This window comes from Flavivirga rizhaonensis, from assembly GCF_004791695.1.
In the GTDB taxonomy this organism is placed as follows: Bacteria; Bacteroidota; Bacteroidia; order Flavobacteriales; family Flavobacteriaceae; genus Flavivirga; species Flavivirga rizhaonensis.
In genome coordinates, this window is the sequence record NZ_SRSO01000010.1 from 67437 (window position 1) to 85344 (window position 17908).

The 17908-nt window shown below is 32.9% G+C and carries 15 protein-coding genes; 3 read left to right on the forward strand and 12 right to left on the reverse strand.

Annotated features, from left to right (window positions below; all coding sequences use genetic code 11):
- Positions 1-103: 103 nt before the first annotated feature.
- Positions 104-1645: a glycine--tRNA ligase gene (locus EM932_RS09055; protein WP_135876932.1), complete on the reverse strand. Its 1542-nt coding sequence runs from the start codon at positions 1643-1645 to the stop codon at positions 104-106.
- 108 nt (positions 1646-1753) lie between these two features.
- Here EM932_RS09055 and EM932_RS09060 point away from each other — a divergent pair, with 108 nt between their 5' ends.
- Together EM932_RS09060 and EM932_RS09065 are read left to right on the forward strand one after the other, a co-directional pair.
- Complete coding sequence (locus EM932_RS09060) at positions 1754-2431, forward strand: ComF family protein (protein ID WP_135876867.1); 678 nt, start codon at positions 1754-1756, stop codon at positions 2429-2431.
- Positions 2432-2489: 58 nt separating this feature from the next.
- Positions 2490-4100, forward strand: a complete 1611-nt coding sequence (locus tag EM932_RS09065) for an Ig-like domain-containing protein (RefSeq protein WP_135876868.1) — start codon at positions 2490-2492, stop codon at positions 4098-4100.
- Here the strand turns inward: EM932_RS09065 and EM932_RS09070 are convergent.
- The 5 genes from EM932_RS09070 to EM932_RS09090 all read right to left on the reverse strand — a co-directional run bounded on the left by EM932_RS09070 (position 4087) and on the right by EM932_RS09090 (position 8643).
- On the reverse strand, positions 4087-4866 hold the full coding sequence (locus EM932_RS09070; RefSeq protein ID WP_135876869.1) for an amidohydrolase: 780 nt from the start codon (positions 4864-4866) through the stop codon (positions 4087-4089). The genes EM932_RS09065 and EM932_RS09070 overlap by 14 nt on opposite strands.
- A gap of 94 nt (positions 4867-4960) precedes the next feature.
- A complete protein-coding gene (locus EM932_RS09075) occupies positions 4961-6103 on the reverse strand; it encodes a methionine aminotransferase (RefSeq protein ID WP_135876870.1) in 1143 nt (380 codons plus the stop codon).
- A gap of 115 nt (positions 6104-6218) precedes the next feature.
- Positions 6219-6674 (reverse strand): GNAT family N-acetyltransferase, encoded by a 456-nt coding sequence (locus tag EM932_RS09080; protein ID WP_135876871.1) that lies wholly within the window; start codon positions 6672-6674, stop codon positions 6219-6221.
- An 89-nt stretch (positions 6675-6763) separates the two neighbouring features.
- Positions 6764-7456, reverse strand: a complete 693-nt coding sequence (locus EM932_RS09085) for a LytR/AlgR family response regulator transcription factor (protein WP_135876933.1) — start codon at positions 7454-7456, stop codon at positions 6764-6766.
- 215 nt (positions 7457-7671) lie between these two features.
- Positions 7672-8643 (reverse strand): sensor histidine kinase, encoded by a 972-nt coding sequence (locus tag EM932_RS09090; protein WP_246040986.1) that lies wholly within the window; start codon positions 8641-8643, stop codon positions 7672-7674.
- 195 nt (positions 8644-8838) lie between these two features.
- On the opposite strand from EM932_RS09090, the gene EM932_RS20875 reads away from it, so the two are divergent.
- Positions 8839-9000 (forward strand): hypothetical protein, encoded by a 162-nt coding sequence (locus EM932_RS20875; protein ID WP_170179763.1) that lies wholly within the window; start codon positions 8839-8841, stop codon positions 8998-9000.
- A 391-nt stretch (positions 9001-9391) separates the two neighbouring features.
- Here the strand turns inward: EM932_RS20875 and EM932_RS09095 are convergent, their stop codons facing one another.
- From EM932_RS09095 to EM932_RS09120, 6 genes are all read right to left on the reverse strand, one after another.
- Positions 9392-11161 (reverse strand): MutS-related protein, encoded by a 1770-nt coding sequence (locus EM932_RS09095; protein ID WP_135876872.1) that lies wholly within the window; start codon positions 11159-11161, stop codon positions 9392-9394.
- Between the two features lie 144 nt (positions 11162-11305).
- Positions 11306-12004, reverse strand: coding sequence for a zinc metallopeptidase (locus EM932_RS09100; protein ID WP_135876873.1), 699 nt, complete (start codon positions 12002-12004; stop codon positions 11306-11308).
- Between the two features lie 72 nt (positions 12005-12076).
- Positions 12077-13177 carry an alanine dehydrogenase gene (gene ald / locus EM932_RS09105; RefSeq protein WP_135876874.1) on the reverse strand — a complete coding sequence of 367 codons (1101 nt, stop codon included), beginning with the start codon at positions 13175-13177 and terminating at the stop codon, positions 12077-12079.
- Between the two features lie 252 nt (positions 13178-13429).
- Complete coding sequence (locus tag EM932_RS09110) at positions 13430-13693, reverse strand: SemiSWEET family sugar transporter (protein ID WP_135876875.1); 264 nt, start codon at positions 13691-13693, stop codon at positions 13430-13432.
- A gap of 1 nt (position 13694) precedes the next feature.
- Positions 13695-14093, reverse strand: coding sequence for a DUF302 domain-containing protein (locus tag EM932_RS09115; RefSeq protein WP_135876876.1), 399 nt, complete (start codon positions 14091-14093; stop codon positions 13695-13697).
- Between the two features lie 37 nt (positions 14094-14130).
- Positions 14131-17631, reverse strand: coding sequence for a leucine--tRNA ligase (locus tag EM932_RS09120; protein ID WP_135876877.1), 3501 nt, complete (start codon positions 17629-17631; stop codon positions 14131-14133).
- Between the last annotated feature and the right edge of the window lie 277 nt (positions 17632-17908).

Genomic DNA, 17908 nt, shown 5'->3' on the forward strand with positions numbered 1-17908 from the left:
TAAGCTTTATAATGAACAAAACCCATGCAAGCATGGGTTTTGTTCATTATAAGATTCCTTTCTTACTGAAACAAGTTCAGCACGGGTCAAAGGAATTGATTTATTACATCTTCATTAACCAAGATCGTACATCTACTTCTTTTTTAATGATATCACTTAAATCTTCAATTTTAACACGTTGTTGTACCATTGTGTCTCTATGTCGAATAGTAACTGTATTATCTCCTAAAGTATCATGGTCTACCGTGATACAAAACGGCGTTCCGTTGGCATCTTGTCTTCTATAACGTCTTCCCACAGCATCTTTTTCATCATAAATCACATTGAAATCCCACTTTAAATCGTCTACAATTTTACGAGCAACCTCAGGTAAGCCATCTTTTTTAACCAATGGTAAAATAGCCGCTTTTACCGGTGCTAAAACACTTGGTAATTTTAAAACCGTACGTGTTGTCCCGTTTTCTAATGCTTCTTCTTGTAACGAATTAGAAAATACTGCTAAAAACATTCTATCTAAACCAATAGACGTTTCTAAAACATATGGTGTATAACTTGCATTATCTTCGTGATCGAAATATTGTAATTTCTTTCCTGAATATTCTTCATGCGCTTTTAGGTCGAAATCTGTACGTGAATGAATTCCTTCTAATTCTTTAAACCCGAATGGAAATTTAAACTCAATATCAGAAGCAGCATCTGCATAGTGTGCTAATTTCTCATGGTCATGAAAACGATAATTATCTTCCCCCATTCCCAAAGACAAATGCCATTTCATTCTATGTTCTTTCCAATGCTCATACCATTCTTTTTGAGTTCCTGGCTTTATAAAAAACTGCATTTCCATTTGTTCAAACTCACGCATTCTAAAAATAAATTGTCTTGCTACAATTTCATTTCTAAAGGCTTTTCCTGTTTGTGCAATTCCAAATGGAATCTTCATACGTCCCGTTTTCTGAACATTCAAGAAATTCACAAAAATCCCTTGTGCTGTTTCCGGACGTAAATATAAATCCATCGCAGACTCTGCAGAAGCACCCAGTTTAGTACCAAACATGAGGTTAAACTGCTTAACATCTGTCCAGTTTTTACTTCCTGTTAATGGATCTGCAATCCCTAATTCTTCAATAAGCGCTTTAACATCGGCTAAATCTTCATTTTCAAGAGATTTCGCCATTCGAGAAAGTGTTGCGTTTATTTTTTCCTGATACCCTACAACACGTCCGTTTGTAGAAACAAATTCTTCTTTATTGAAAGCCTCACCAAAACGTTTTGCTGCTTTTGCAACCTCTTTATCAATTTTAGCTTCAATTTTAGCGCAATAGTCTTCAATTAAAACATCGGCACGATATCGTTTCTTAGAATCTTTATTATCAATTAACGGATCGTTAAAAGCATCTACATGACCAGACGCTTTCCATGTGGTTGGATGCATAAAAATGGCAGCATCTATACCCACAATGTTTTCATTCATCTGCACCATCGCTTTCCACCAGTAATCGCGTATGTTTTTCTTTAACTCTGCGCCATTTTGCGCATAGTCGTATACTGCACTTAATCCGTCATATATTTCACTACTTTGAAATACATAACCATACTCTTTCGCATGCGAAATAACCTTCTTAAATTGATCGTCTTGATTTGCCATTCTGCAAAAATAAAAAACCGCTTGAAACAAACAGACTACTTTCTTAAAAATTAAGTCTGAATTCATTTATTTTTTATTTAAGTTTACAGGAATACTTATTCGCTACAAATGATTCATTCATTAGTTAACTTATTCTTCCCTAAGGTATGTTACGCTTGTCTTAATTTATTAAATGATAATGAAAAAACGATCTGTACTGATTGTCGACATAGTTTACCCGTTACAAATTTCCACTTTAATAATGATAATATGGTAACAAAAGTCTTTTATGGGCGTGTGAAAATTGAAAACGGAACGGCACTTTTTCGGTTTGAAAAAAAGGGAATTGTTCAACAACTTATTCACAGACTTAAATACGAAGGGTACGAAAACATTGGTTTGTTTCTTGGTGATTGGTTAGGAGGCGAATTAAAAGATATAGAATTCTATAAATCTATTGATATGGTAATTCCTGTACCACTTCATAAAAAGAAATTAAAAAAAAGAGGGTATAATCAAGTGGCTAAATTTGGCCAACAAATTGCTAAAGCTTTAAAAGTAACTTACAAAGAAGATACGCTTTTAAAAGAAACTAATACTAAATCACAAGTCTATAAAAAACGTTTGGCACGCTGGAATAATAGTGATGAATTATTTACACTTATCAATTCTGAATCTATAGAGAACAAACATATTCTGTTAGTAGACGATATTATTACCACCGGAGCCACTTTAGAAGCTTGTATTGCGGTACTAAACCAAGCAAAAAATATAAAAATAAGTATCGCGACCATGGCAATAGCTTAATGAGTTAACCGTTATATCTTCAAAATTATGTAGGTTTGTGCAAAATTTAAAATTGGTAATGAATAAAACCCTTTCAAATTTTATTTTAATCGTTTTTCTGAGTATACTTTTTATTAATTGTGCAAACCGAGGTACTCCTGGAGGGGGGCCAAAAGATGAAACACCCCCAGTTATTATTAAATCTATTCCAGAGAATTATTCGACTAATTTTAGTGGTAACGAAATAAAAATATATTTTGACGAATACATTAAAATTAAGGACTTGCAAAAGCAGCTTATTATTTCACCACCTATGATCACCCAACCAGAAGTTACTCCATTGGGTAGTGCTAGTAAATACATTACTATTAAAATTCACGATACGCTACAACCTAATACCACTTATGCTTTTAACTTTGGAAATAGTATTGCGGATAATAACGAAGGAAATCCATACCCTTATTACAGATATGTGTTCTCAACCGGCGATTATATAGATTCTCTTAGTGTAAGCGGTACTATTGTAGATGCTTTAAAAACTGAACCGGAAACTTTTATTTCTGTGGCTTTATATGAAGTTGATTCTACATTTAGCGATTCCATTATTTATAAAGAAAACCCCAGATACATTACCAATACATTAGATAGTCTTACAACATTTTCTATTGAAAACATTAAAGAAGGAAAATATATGCTTATTGCCTTAAAAGATGGCAATGGCGATAATAAATTTCAACAAAAAACAGATCAGATTGCATTTCTTCAGGACTTTATTCAAGTGCCTACTGATTCTCTTTATACTTTAAAATTATTTTCGGAAGAATTAGATTTTAAAGCCACTAGACCTCGCTTGATATCAGGTGAAAAAATTGCCTTTGGGTATGAAGGTGACTATAAAGGAATGGTTATTAATATGTTATCTGAAACACCTCCTGAATTTGAATATCGTATAACAGAAGACAAAGAAACCGATAGTCTTAACTACTGGTACAAACCTCGTCTTGAAGTTGACTCTCTAATTTTTAAAGTATCACACCCTACCATTCAAGATGAAGAGTTTATTGTTAGAATTAGCGAACAAAAAAGAGACTCATTAGTAATCGATGCATCACCATCTGGAGTCATTCGTAAAAATGAACCATTTAAAATTTCCGGTAGTGTTCCCTTTTCTAGTATAGATACTTCTAAAATTACATTGATTGATAAAGATTCAACTCAAATAGATTTCACTACTAACTTTGATACCATTACAAACACGTATACTTTCAATTTTGATAAGACAGAAGATAATGCTTATAATATGCAAGTGCTTCCTGAAGCTTTTGTAGATTTTTTTGGTGATAAAAATGATACTTTAAGTTATTACCTTAAAACAAAGAAGGCTTCTGAATATGGCTATGTACGCTTCACATTAGTAAATGCTAAATACCCAGTTATTATACAATTAACTGATAATAAAGGCGAGGTGGAATTTGAACAATTCGTTGAGAACTCTAAACCTATTGATTTTTTAAATTTACCTCCTAAAATCTATAATATTCGTGTTATACATGATGCCAATGGCAACAAAAAATACGACACAGGAAACTATCTTAAAATAACACAGCCAGAACGCGTTAGTCATTTTAAAGAAATAGAAATTAGAGCAGATTGGGGTATCTCAGAAACGCTTAATTTTACTTCAGAGTAAACAGATCTCTATCATCTAAAAACTTAAGTTTATTTCTGTAAGCTTCTACATGCCTTTTTTCTAAAATGGTTATCTGGGTTTCTTCTTTACTTGGCGTTATTGATGTCATTATATTCCCTAGAACATCATATGCAGCAGAATGTCCCGAATATTCACAATTAACGCCATCTACACCAACACGGTTTACACCAATGCAATAACTCATATTCTCAATAGCGCGTGCTTTTAATAAAGCGTCCCATGCAGATATTCTTGGTTTTGGCCAATTGGCAACATATAGCAATACATCATAATCTTCGGTATTTCTTGACCAGACCGGAAAACGCAAATCATAACAAATTAATGGACATATTTTCCATCCTTTATAATTAACAATTAGCTTTTCAACACCTGCAGTGTAAATTTTATCTTCACCAACCAAGGTAAACGTATGTCGCTTATCGTAATATTGAATAGTCCCAGATGGCTCCACAAAAAGCAATCGATTATAATAATTGTCTTCTTCCAAAATAACAAGACTACCAACAATCGCAGTATTTAATTTTGAGACAACAGATTGCATCCATGCAACTGTTTTTCCATCCATAGGTTCTGCAACATCTTTTGCATTCATGGTAAAACCTGTAGTAAACATTTCAGGAAGTACAATTAAATCTACGGCTTCAGAAATCGCATCTATTTTTTTAGAAAAATTCTCAAGATTCTGTTTAGGGTTTTCCCAAACTAAATCAGATTGAATTAACGCTATTTTAAAGGTCTCTTTCATGTGTCTATATCTATTGTTTTTTTATTTATCACATGTAACATCCAAATAATCATTGTCTTGCGTATCGAACTCTCAGTTATGGATGTTTCATCTTTTAAATACTATTTAATATATCTGCTGCTTTTCTTAAAGTATCGTCGGTCTTTGCAAAACAAAATCGAAGTACTTTATTATCTAAATTATTACTATTAAAAACTGATAATGGAATGGAAGCAATCCCAGATTCGATCGTTAATCGTTTTGTAAAATCAACATCATATTCTTTTGTGATTTCTGAATAATCAAGTACTTGAAAATAAGTGCCTTTTGATGGTGTAAATTTAAATCTGGAATCTTTAATAAGATTTAAAAACAAATCTCTTTTCTCTTGATAAAAAGCAGACAAGCCTAAATAGCGATTAGGTTCTTGCATATAATCTGCTATTCCTTTTTGTGTTGGATGATGAACGCAAAAGACGTTAAATTGATGCACTTTCATAAACTCTTCCATGAGTTCTTTTGGCGCGCAACAATAGCCTATTCTCCATCCTGTATTATGGAATGTTTTACAAAAAGAGGCAACTACAAAACTTCGCGATTTTAAATCGGGAAATAAACATGCACTTTGGTGTTTTTCTTCATCAAAAATCATATGTTCATAAACCTCATCACTTAATACAATAATATTTGTGTTTCTTGTTATCTCTTCCAATAGTAACATATCTTCTTTTGAAAATACAGTACCGGAAGGGTTATGCGGTGTATTAACAATGATCATCTTCGTTTTATCATTCACCTTCGCTTTTACATCATTCCAATCCACTTTAAAACCAGGTGCTTCTAGCTGAACTGAAACTGTTTTTCCTCCATTAAGAGTTATGGCAGGTTCGTAACTATCGTAAGCTGGTCTAAAAATTATAACCTCGTCATTTGGATTGATAAATGTTGTTATGATGGTAAAAATAGCCTGAGTGGCACCAGCGGTCACTATTATTTCGTTTTCCGGATGGTAACTTGTGTTATATAATAAGTCTATTTTTTGGGAGATAGCTTCTCTCAATTCCAAGTTTCCAGCCATGGGTGCATAATGATTGTAACCGGAATTCATCGCTTTACTAACCAAATCCGTTAACTTCTGGTCACTTTCAAAATTCGGAAACCCTTGAGATAAGTTAATGGCATTGTGTTTATTAGACAACTTACTCATAATTGAAAAAATAGTAGTTTCTATATTAGGAAGCTTAGATGGGTGCTGCATAGCTGTTCTTAAAAATTTTTAGTGTCTTCTAAAATTAAAATTCGTTTGATTCCAGTTTTTACAGGAATGACAATTTCAATGGAAACCCTAGGGGCTAAACCTTGGGGAATTTTTTTTAATTAAAATGCATCTTCATACCTTCATGAGATTGAACAAACCCTAAGTCATTATAAAATTTAATTGCTTTTGGTATTGTTTTATCAGTAGTTAATTGTAGCACATGCGCCTTTCGTTCTTTCGCTCTGTTTATTGCCCATTCGAACATTGTTTTTCCAATGCCTAATCCCCTTTTATCTTTTTTAATTCGAACTGCCTCAATTTGAGCTCTGATTCCTCCTCGATAGGTGAGGTATTGAATAAACGTGAGTTGTAAAGTTCCTATAACCTCAGAATTTTCATCTTCTACAACAATTAACTCCTGGTTTTCATCAGATTCAATTCTGGTAAATGCTTGTGCGTATTCGACCGATAATGGTATTTGAAAATTTTCTCTTTTCTTTCCAAGCTCATCATCGGCAAGCATTTCTACAATAACTGGAATATCTTTTTCTGTAGCTTTCCTAAACTTCATATGTGTAGTTGTTATCTAATGTAAATATAACAACTTACAAATTCATACTGATGAAAAGAGTTGGAGTGATTTGAAACGATATGCTAAATTCACACGCCTAATGCTTTCAACAATTCTTGTTTATAGGTTCTTCCAATAGGAATTTTATTGGCTTTTACAAAAATACTGTTTCCAGAAATCTTATCTACAAATTTACTGTTTATAATGTATGATTTATGGACTTGAATAAATTGCGTTTCGGGAAGTTTTTCAGTCCAGTTTTTTAACGAATCTACGTAGGATAATTTTTGAGTCCCAGTCACTATTGTTATATAGTTTCTATCTGATTCAATATATAAAATAGTCCTTAAAACAAGTTTATGTAAAGTCTTGTCCACATTTAAAAAAATGGTTTCATCATTATTTTCTTCTGATGTGCTTTCTGATACCTCTATTCTATCCTTTGCTTTATTAATGGCTTTTAAAAATCGATCGAAAGAAAAGGGTTTCACTAAATAATCAACAATAGTTGGTAGTTCAAAACTAGTTACAGCATACTCTGGATATGCTGTGGTCATTATAATTGCTGGTGGATTTTTAACTGTTTTTATAAAATCTAATCCAGACATATCCGGTAAATTAATATCTAAAAAAACAACATCCATTTTATTCGCATTCAAAAATGAATTTGCTTCAATCGCCGCTTTAAAGGTCTCAACTAAATTAAGGCTAGGTATTTTGCCTATAAAATTCTTTAAGATTTTTTGAGCAGGAATTTCGTCTTCTATAATAATACAATTCATCATTTATTTATTAATCTATATACCAAATACTATTAATCTCATTTGCCTGCCTAGCGGACAGGCGAATACTCAATGTCATTAAGCTAAGAAAAATTATTCTGTTGTCACAGGAGCATAGTCGAAATGCTATTAAAAACAAACGTTTAATAATGTCTTCGACTGCGCTCAGACTGACTTCAATCTTAACTTAATGACATTGAGCGCTCGACTGGACATCATTTGAAATCAAGTTTTAAATACACTTTAAAACTTTCGCCTTTATCTATTCTAAATTTATAGGCATCTTTATAAATAAGTTCCAGCCTCTTCTCTAGATTTTGTAAGCCAATCCTAAAATCGGTTATACTTCCTTTTTCTTTATCATAATCATTTTCGCAAATACATTCTAAAATTCCGTTTTCAATTCCTATAAAAATAGAAACTTCGCTATTCAACACACTATGCTTAAAGGCATTTTCTATAACGGTTATTAAAAGCAATGGTGCTATTTGATGACTATAAGAATCTATACTTTTTTTATAATTAACCTGCTTTGTTCCTTCTGTTCTTATCATTTGGAACTTCATATAATTATCTATAAATCTAATCTCTTTTTCTACAGGAATTGTTTTGGAATTGCTTTCATATAACACGTGTTTAAGGTTATCAGACAGCATTAAAATCATATCTGGAACTTCAGTTGGTTTTTCTAATGAATACGAATAAATTGTATTCAAGTTATTAAACAATACATGTGGATTTATCTGTGACTTCAAAAATTTCAGCTCCATTTCGACATGTTCTTTTTTAATGGCTTCAATCTCATTTTCTTTATCAATAAAACGATATAGGATCCATATAAAAGAAAAGAAAATTAATGGTACTAATGATTGCCATAAATAGTCGCTTAAACATTTAATAATGGTGCATCCACACTTAGCAAACGAATAGCAATATAATTGTGTTGCTAAAAGCGAAATGGCAGCAAATACAAGTGTATAAAGCAGGTACAATTTCTTCTTAACAAAAAAGGGAAGCAGTAAAAAATTGTTTCCGTAAACTATAATGACTAAAAGCGTGAGGTATTGAAGAAAGGGGTTTTCCTTCCAATAAAAATCTGAAAACAAAAACAAGGATACAAATACAAACAACATCCAAAACAGAATGTGAACTAAAATTTGCGAGCTATGTTTTTTTACAAAAGTCATTTTACTAAATGAAAGTAAACAGAAAAGCTATAACTATCAAAGAATATGTACAAAAATCAGTTTTGTAGTTACAAACGCCAAAAATGTAGTTTGTAAATAGACTATTATCATTCGCATTATTAATTAAGTAAGCTATCCGTGTTTCTAGAGTCGTATGGTATAATCATTTATTTTTGGTTTAAAACAATCAAAATCATGAAACGAACAATTACCCTTTATACCATTTTAATAGAGGCCTATTTAGTGACTAAAAATTACACTGAAGCTTTTAAAAACTACTACAAAGTATTGAGTATAAAACCTGATGATGAACATGCTGTTAAAATGATTGAGAAGATAAAGTTAGAGATGAACTGACTTCTCGATACAAATTTGTTTCGTTTTACTTCACAAATTCACTCGAAGTTATTCAGAACACAAAATCATACCATTTCTTGTTTAGAATTACTGTAAAATAAAATAATGATTTTTTGCTTTATACAAAATATAAAAATAAAGCATAGCCTAAGTTACGGTTTCTTTTTCTATTGAAGTAGAAGGCGAAAAAGGGTGTTTTATTACGGTTATTTTAAATGAGAATTGGTATTAATCGTTCAGGTCATGTCGAATGAGGCACGATTGAGACATCACATCCTATTAATTTCTGTGATTCTGATTATGTGATTTCTCCTATCGTCGGAATGACGCAGAACATCAAATCATATTTTCAAGTCATTTAGAAACAAGTGCTCAATTAAGATAAGATGTATTAAACAATGTTCATTTTCTTTAAAAGAAAAGAAGCATTCATATTTTGGCAAATACCAGCTTTTAATTTATAATCGAAATGAAGCTCATCATTGATAATTTCGGCATCAAAATAATAGTTCTTGACATCCTCTAATTCTTGCTCAATTTCACATAAACTTAAATCGTGTGTGGCAATAATCCCTGTGGCGTTTGAAGCTACTAGTTTTTCAACAAATTTTCTGGAACCTATAGCTTTATCTGTACTATTCGTACCTTTTAAAATTTCATCTAAAACAATAAAATAAGGCTCTTTTTTAATCGCGTCAACGATATATTTTAGGCGTGTTAATTCTGAAAAGAAATACGAACTATCATCTGTTAAAGAATCTGTTGTTCGCATACTGGTAATTAATTTAACTGGCGAATATTTACTTGTTTTTGCACAAATTGGAAGTCCAACATTAGCCATTACAATGTGTAAAGATACGGTTCGTAAAAATGTACTCTTGCCAGCCATATTTGCTCCTGTCACAATAAAAAACTGTTCATTATCTATTGTTAAATCACTATCTACTCGTTTCTTTTTATCGAGCAAAGGATGTCCTAAGCTGTTAGCATTAATAACGGCTCCTTTTTCTTGTATCTCAGGATATGTAAAATCTGGTTTATTAAAAGCAAAATTCCCTAGTGAATTATAAGCATCAAAAAAAGATACGACTTCAAACCAATCGGCAACCTTAGTCTTATATTGTTCAATCCATTTCTCAATACTATAGCTATTATTTATGTCTGTTAAAAATAATCCGTTTCCAAAAATAGCACCTATGATATTATTTCTGTTATCTAAAGCATCTAACGATTTTGAAAGCTTTTTAAAAATATGAGAGGCTTTTTCTGTATCCAATTGTATTTGTTGTTGTTTCTGCTGTAATAGCTTCGAAGTAAATGTTTCATTTTCTATTAAATCCAATAATAGCGTGTATTGGCGAAAGGTATCCTTAACTCTATCTGTATTTGAAGCTAAAACATTTGTTTTTTTAACATAAACACCTGTAATACCAAGTCCTAAAAACAACCAATATCCAACAAGGTTTGGGCTTATAATATTTGAAATTGTTAAACCAAATATTACTATTGAAGATATAGCAAAGGTTATTGGCAACCATCGCATCACATTTGGTAAAAAAGATTGATAACCTTGTAACCAGCTTATAATACTCTTAGCAGGTGTCTCAACTTCGACTAAACTTGATGTTGCCGAATAATGTTGTCTCCATTTTGGTTTAGAACTTAACTCTTTAATTGCTTCTTGACGTGATTTAATAGCATCGACATTATTTGCTTTTAAAGCATCTGCCAGTTTTTGAGTCCCTTCATTAATGGTTGTTCTATTTATAAATTGAAAAAATGAACCACGACCAAATAAGTCAATATCTAAACTATAAAAATGATTAGGGTCTTGAAATTGCAAGCCTTTATCTCGCTCGTGAAAATTGCCAGAAGCTATTTCAATTTCTTCTTCATTAATTTCAACTAAGGCCTTATTAAAGTTTCTTTGCGTTTTTATATCGGTATACTTTGATAATAAATAAACAAATACAGCAATACCAATTACAGCTATAACAATTGCTACTTGCCAATATTGAAACGTAAAATAGATTCCAAAACCTGTTACCAAGAACACAGATAATCTTAACATGCTTAAGGCCGTCATTTTTTTGAATAATCTTTGGGCTTCAGATTTATACGCTTCTGAATGTTCTTTATAGTATGATATCGGGCTATTCATTTTAATTTTAATTTAGACTCCCACATTTGCGAGAACGACAATTTCATAGGAACCCGAAGCATCGCATCGAGGACTATTTTTTCGGGTAAAGAAACAAAAAAGCCCTGAAATGATTCAGAGCTTCTCTAATTTATAATGTTGTTATTAATCCCGTCCTCCAAATACTTGAAGCCCCCAATATACTAAAGATGCTAAAGCACCAATTGCTGCAACTAAATAGGTTCTTGCTGCCCATTTAAGCGCATCTTCAGACCCTGCGTATTCTTCTTGAGACACCATGTTTTTGTTTTTTAACCAGGCTAAAGCACGATTACTGGCATCGTATTCTACAGGTAATGTTATAAAGCTAAATAAAGTAGCAAAGCCCATCATTACTAAACCAGCTACGGCTACATAATACCCAAAACCTAAACCAGCAGCAGCTCCTAACATTAAGCCACCAACAACGACCCATTGAGACATCCCAGATGTTACACTAACCACTGGGACTAAAGTAGATCGCATTTGTAACCAATTATAAGCTTGAGCATGCTGAACTGCGTGACCACATTCATGTGCTGCGACTGCCGCAGCAGCTGCATTACGTTGATTGTAAACCGCTTCACTTAGATTAACGGTTTTGTTTTTTGGATTGTAATGATCTGTCAAACGACCTGGAGTTGAAATCACCTCAACATCTCTAATACCATGATCTGCTAACATTTTTTCTGCTATTTCTGCACCACTCATACCATTGCGCAATTGTACTTTCGAGTATTTTTCGAACTTTCTTTTCAAAGTACTGCTCACTAACCAACTTACTAAAGCTATGGCTCCTAATAATATATAATATTGTATTAACATTGTTTTCTTTTTTTATTATAAATAAATATAGCAAAAATAACGCCAATATTTGGATATGAAATTATGTCAGTTTCAAGTAACTTCAGTTTCCCAATTAAAAGCTTCTGTTATTTCTTTATAAACCACTTTTCCTTTAACAATATTTAGTCCTTTTGATAGTGGGACATTGTTTTCACAAGCTTTTTCCCAACCATCATTAGCTAATTTAATAACATAAGGTAAAGTCACATTAGTAAGCGCTACAGTAGAGGTATATGGCACTGCCCCCGGCATATTAGCAACACAATAGTGGACTACATCGTCTATAATATAAGTTGGATCTTCATGCGTGGTTGCTTTTGTAGTTTCAAAACATCCACCCTGGTCTACTGCAACATCCACAATTACCGTTCCTGGCCGCATGTTTTTTAGCATATCTTTCGTGATTAGTTTAGGTGCCTTTGCCCCTTTTATTAAAACGCCTCCAATAATTAAATCAGATTCTTCAATACGTTTTCTAATATTGTATTCGCTTGAAAACTCGGTTACCACATGATTTGGCATCACATCATTTACATAGCGTAATTGTTTCATATTTATATCCATAATAGTTACATGAGCGCCTAATCCTGCAGCCATTTTAGCTGCTTGAATTCCTACAATACCTGCTCCTAAAACTAAAACTTTTCCTGGTGGTACTCCTGGAACACCACCTAATAAAACACCTCGTCCTTTAATTGGTTTTTCTAAGTATTTAGCACCTTGTTGTATAGACATTCTACCAGCAACTTCAGACATTGGAATTAATAATGGTAAAGAACCATCCGCCTCTTCAACAGTTTCATATGCAATACAAATCGCATCACTTTTTATCATAGCCTTTGTTAGTATTTCACTGGATGCAAAATGAAAGTAGGTAAAAACAATCTGATTAGGTTTGATTAATTGATATTCTTCTTGGATGGGCTCTTTCACTTTTACAATCATATCACTAGAGGCATATACCTCTTCAATAGAATTTAAAATAATAGCTCCAGCTTCTTGGTAGTCTTCATCAAAAAAACCACTCCCAAAACCAGCACTAGTTTGTATATAAACTATATGATTTCTTTTTGTAAGCTCAAAAACTCCAGCAGGTGTCATACCTACTCTATTTTCATTATTTTTAATTTCTTTAGGAATACCAATTTTCATCTATTTGTTTTTTTAGTTAATTGTCAGATACTTCACATAAAAACTATTTAATTGGTAAATACTAATTACGCTCATTTTACAGACAATAATTCAGGTTAATTTCTTGGTTAAAATTACAATGAAAAACACAAAATATTTACCTTTTAACTAAAGCTGCGGCATTTTTATTGATTTCTATAAAATGGAAATATTATTTTATGAAATAGGAAATTTAGACCCAAAATACCCCCTCGAAATTATCAAGTTAATTTATTATTCTCTGTATTTAATTTTGAAATAGACTAATAAAAATGAAGATACTACGGTAATACTATTAGCAAAGATCATTGAAGGGCTATTTTTTAGAAACCCATAAGCTAACCATGAAACAATTCCTATAAAGAATAAAAGAAGCATTGGTAAGGACAGACTAGAAACATCTTTGGTTTTCCAGGTTTTATAAACCTGTGGCAAAAATGCTGCTGTAGTAAGGATCGCTGCAATAAAACCAATTATTTCTATAAAACTATCCTGCATGTTATCCTATTGCCGCATCTGTAATTTTATTTAATGCTCCAGCTATCTTATTCAGTATGTCTTCTTGATTCTTAATACCGTGCCTATCTCTTAAATATAGCGGGTTATTATACGACACTTTTACGACGCCTTCAGCATCTTGATAAACTAATACCTTTTGCGGTAAATCTAAACCTATTGTCTGTGCGTTTTGCATCAATGGCGTACCTAAATTAGGGTTTCCAAACATTATGATTCGTGTTGGGTTTAGCTCTAAACCCACAGAGGAAGCATTTGCTTGATGATTTAACTCTGCTATAATCCTTAAATTTGGATTGTTTTCGATAACGCTTTTCAATTTTTGATAGGTTGTATCAAAATCTTGGTGACTTATTTTTGAGATAATCCCTGTTTCATTCATAATAATGCTTTTTTATCTTTTGTCTCCAAAAATCACATTACCCAACAATATTGACTATTTTTCCTGGAACGACAATCACTTTTTTAGGTTGACGCCCTTGTAATTGTTCTTTCGTTTTTTCGTGTTCTAGAACTGTCTTTTCTATATCGTCTTTACTCATATCTAATGGCAACTCTAGTGTAAAACGCATTTTCCCATTAAATGAAATTGGATAGTTTTTGCTGCTCTCTACTAAATGACTACCATCAAATTTTGGAAAGCATGCCGTTGAAATAGATTCATTATGCCCTAGCTTGCTCCATAATTCTTCTGCAATATGTGGCGCATAAGGAGAAATTAAAACTAATAATGGCTCAAGTACCTCTCTGCTTGTGCATTTTTGAGACGTTAACTCATTAACTGCTATCATAAAAGTAGATACTGATGTATTAAATGAGAAATTCTCAATATCTTCCTCTACTTTTTTTATGGTTTTGTGGAGGGTTTTGAGGGCCTCCCCTAACTCTTTATCCTCCCCTAGCCCCTCCGAAGGAGGGGAACTGGTTACGTAAAAAGTTCCGTTTTCTCCTTGATGGTATAGTTTCCATAGTTTTTTCAAGAATGAATGCACTCCAGTAATCCCTGCTGTATTCCAAGGTTTATATTGCTCCAATGGTCCTAAGAACATTTCGTATAAACGTAAGCTGTCTGCTCCATATTGCTCACAGATATTATCTGGATTGACTACATTGTATTTTGATTTGGACATTTTTTCAACTTCGCGACCTACTTTGTAAACATTATCCCCACCTAAATCCTCCCCGAAGGGGATGACTTTACCAATCTCTCCTATAAAAATGGCATCTTTGTACTCTTCTCTCCAATTTCTAAAAGCATTTATATCTAATTCATTTGAAGCATTAACAAATGAAACATCAGAATGAATTGGATTTAAATGAAATTCTGGTTCTTCTTTAAATTTATTTCCCCCATACTTTATGATTAATTCCAGGATTTTGTAATCCACTTCAGAAAATTTAAAAGCTTCAGGTGTAAAAACATCCTTTTTTCTACTTTCTGTAGATTTCAAATAAATATTTTCACTTACAAAAATGGGGTTTTTAAGCTTTACGTGAAATTTCTCATTTTCAATAGTATAATAGGCACTAACTTCATAAACAAAAGCACTAGTCCCCAAAATCATCCCTTGATTAATCAGCTTTTTAGCATACTCATCAACAGGTACAACGCCTTTATCAAACAAGAATTTTTGCCAAAAACGAGAATATAATAAATGTCCTGTAGCGTGTTCACTGCCTCCTATATATAAATCGACATCCTGCCAATAATCCAACGCTTCTTTAGAAGCCATTTCACTATCATTTGTAGGATCCATATATCTGTTAAAATAAAAGGAACTTCCTGCCCACCCCGGCATGGTGTTTAACTCTAAAGCCCCTCCTAACCTCCCCGAAGGGGAGGAATTCTCAAACTCTTCTTTGGATACGATGTCTGCTTTATCACCATATTGTAACCAATACCATTTTTTAGCGTTTCCTAATGGTGGCTCGCCTGTTTCGGTTGGTAAATATTTTTCAACTTCTGGTAATTTAATTGGTAAATGCTCTTTAGCAATCATTTGCGGCATTCCATTCACATAATACACAGGGAATGGTTCACCCCAATAACGTTGTCTGCTAAATACGGCATCACGCAATCTGTAATTGGTTTTCCCTTGACCTTGTCCTAATTGTTCCAATTCAAAAATAACACGCTTGGTTGCTTTTTTGTAGTTCATTCCGTTAATGAAATCACTATTGGCTATGATCGTCTTTTCTTTATCAGCAAACGCTTCCTCAGAAATATCGGCGCCTTCAAAAATATTTGGAATCGGAATATTAAAATGCTTTGCAAAATCGTAATCACGTTGATCGCCACATGGCACCGACATTACTGCTCCTGTACCATAACCTGCTAATACGTAATCACCAATCCAAATAGGGATAGGTTCTTTTGTGAATGGATGTTCTGCATAAGCTCCTGTAAATGCTCCCGAAATGGTTTTAACATCCGCCATTCTATCACGCTCACTACGCTTTGCAGTTGCTAAAATATAAGCATCAACGGTTTCCTTTTGCTCTGGGGTTGTTATTTGTGATACCAGTTCGTGTTCTGGTGCTAAAGTCATAAAACTTACTCCGAAAATGGTATCGGGTCTTGTTGTGAAGACTTCAATCTCCCTAGACCCCGAAGGGGGAACTTGCTCACTCTTGATTGATTCTCTTTGACTTAATTCTTCTCGAATAGTTTTTAGAACACTTTCAAGATTGCTCAAAACTTCTTCGTTTGTAAATCGAATAACTTTGAAGTAATCATTTTCTAAAACTTCAGTTCGTTTAGCATCTTCTTCTATTTGAGATTCATGGATTTTTCCGTCAACTTCAATAATCAACTTTTTATCTAAACAAACAAAATCAACAATATAGTCGCCTATTAAATGTTGTTGTCTAAATTTTGCGTCTAAATTTTTATTTCTAAGCTGTTCCCACAATGCTGCTTCTGCCTGAGTTGGATTAGCACGCATGTCTTTAGCTCTTTCAATCAATAGATGCGAATTATTCCCACCAGTCATATACCCAGGAGTTTTAGTTCCTGCTTTCTCTTCCCCTATGGGGAAGGATAGGATGGGGAACGAAACTGACGCTCCAACAGATTTTCCTATCCAATTACGTTGGCTTTCTTTTAAAGAATCTGTCCAATCAATCGTATCCAACCCTTGAAGTAAACGTTCTGCATAGGCAGAAATACGCATACTCCACTGCGTCATTTTTTTACGAATAACGGGATGTCCGCCGCGTTCTGAAACGCCATTTACAATTTCATCATTTGCCAAAACAGTTCCTAATGCAGGACACCAGTTTACTTCTGTTTCAGCTAAATATGTTAATCTATATTGTAATAGTATTTTTTGTTGTTCCTTAGATGAAAATCCATGCCATTCATCTGCAGAAAATGTTTCAACATCATCATCACAAACGGCATTCACATTTGTGTTACCTTCCGTTTCAAAAATGGCTATTAAGTTTGAAATATCTTCAGCTTTGTTAGTCGTATTATTATACCAGGATTCAAATAATTGAATAAAAATCCATTGTGTCCATTTGTAATAACTCGAGTCTGACGTTCTAACCTCGCGAGACCAATCAAACGAAAAACCTATTTGGTCTAACTGTCTACGGTATGTTTTTATATTTTCAGCAGTTGTTATTGCTGGATGTTGCCCGGTTTGAATAGCATATTGTTCAGCTGGTAGTCCAAAACTATCATATCCTTGTGGATGTAATACATTAAACCCTTTATGACGTTTATAACGCGCATAAATATCCGAGGCGATATACCCTAATGGATGCCCTACGTGCAAACCTGCCCCACTTGGATAAGGAAACATATCCAAAACATAATATTTTGGTTTTTCACTATTATTAACAGCTTTAAATGTTTGGTTCTCTGCCCAATACTTTTGCCATTTGGCTTCTATCTCGTTGAAATTGTATTTCATTATCCTTTTAAAAAATTAACGTCATTACGAAAGAGATACAACTGTGCGATCTTTTAAATCGAAACTAAAATTAATCAGATTTCCACACTTCGTTCGGAATGACGAATTTGAAAGCGCAAATTTAAACTTATTACAACACTATTGAAAGTTTAAACGTTGTATTTATGTATTTGAAAAAAGACTAACATGTAGATTGTAATTCAAATTTCATTTAAGTAAGATTCTTATATTGATAACAAAGGTATTTTTTACTTGAAATCAAAAGACTTAAATCTTT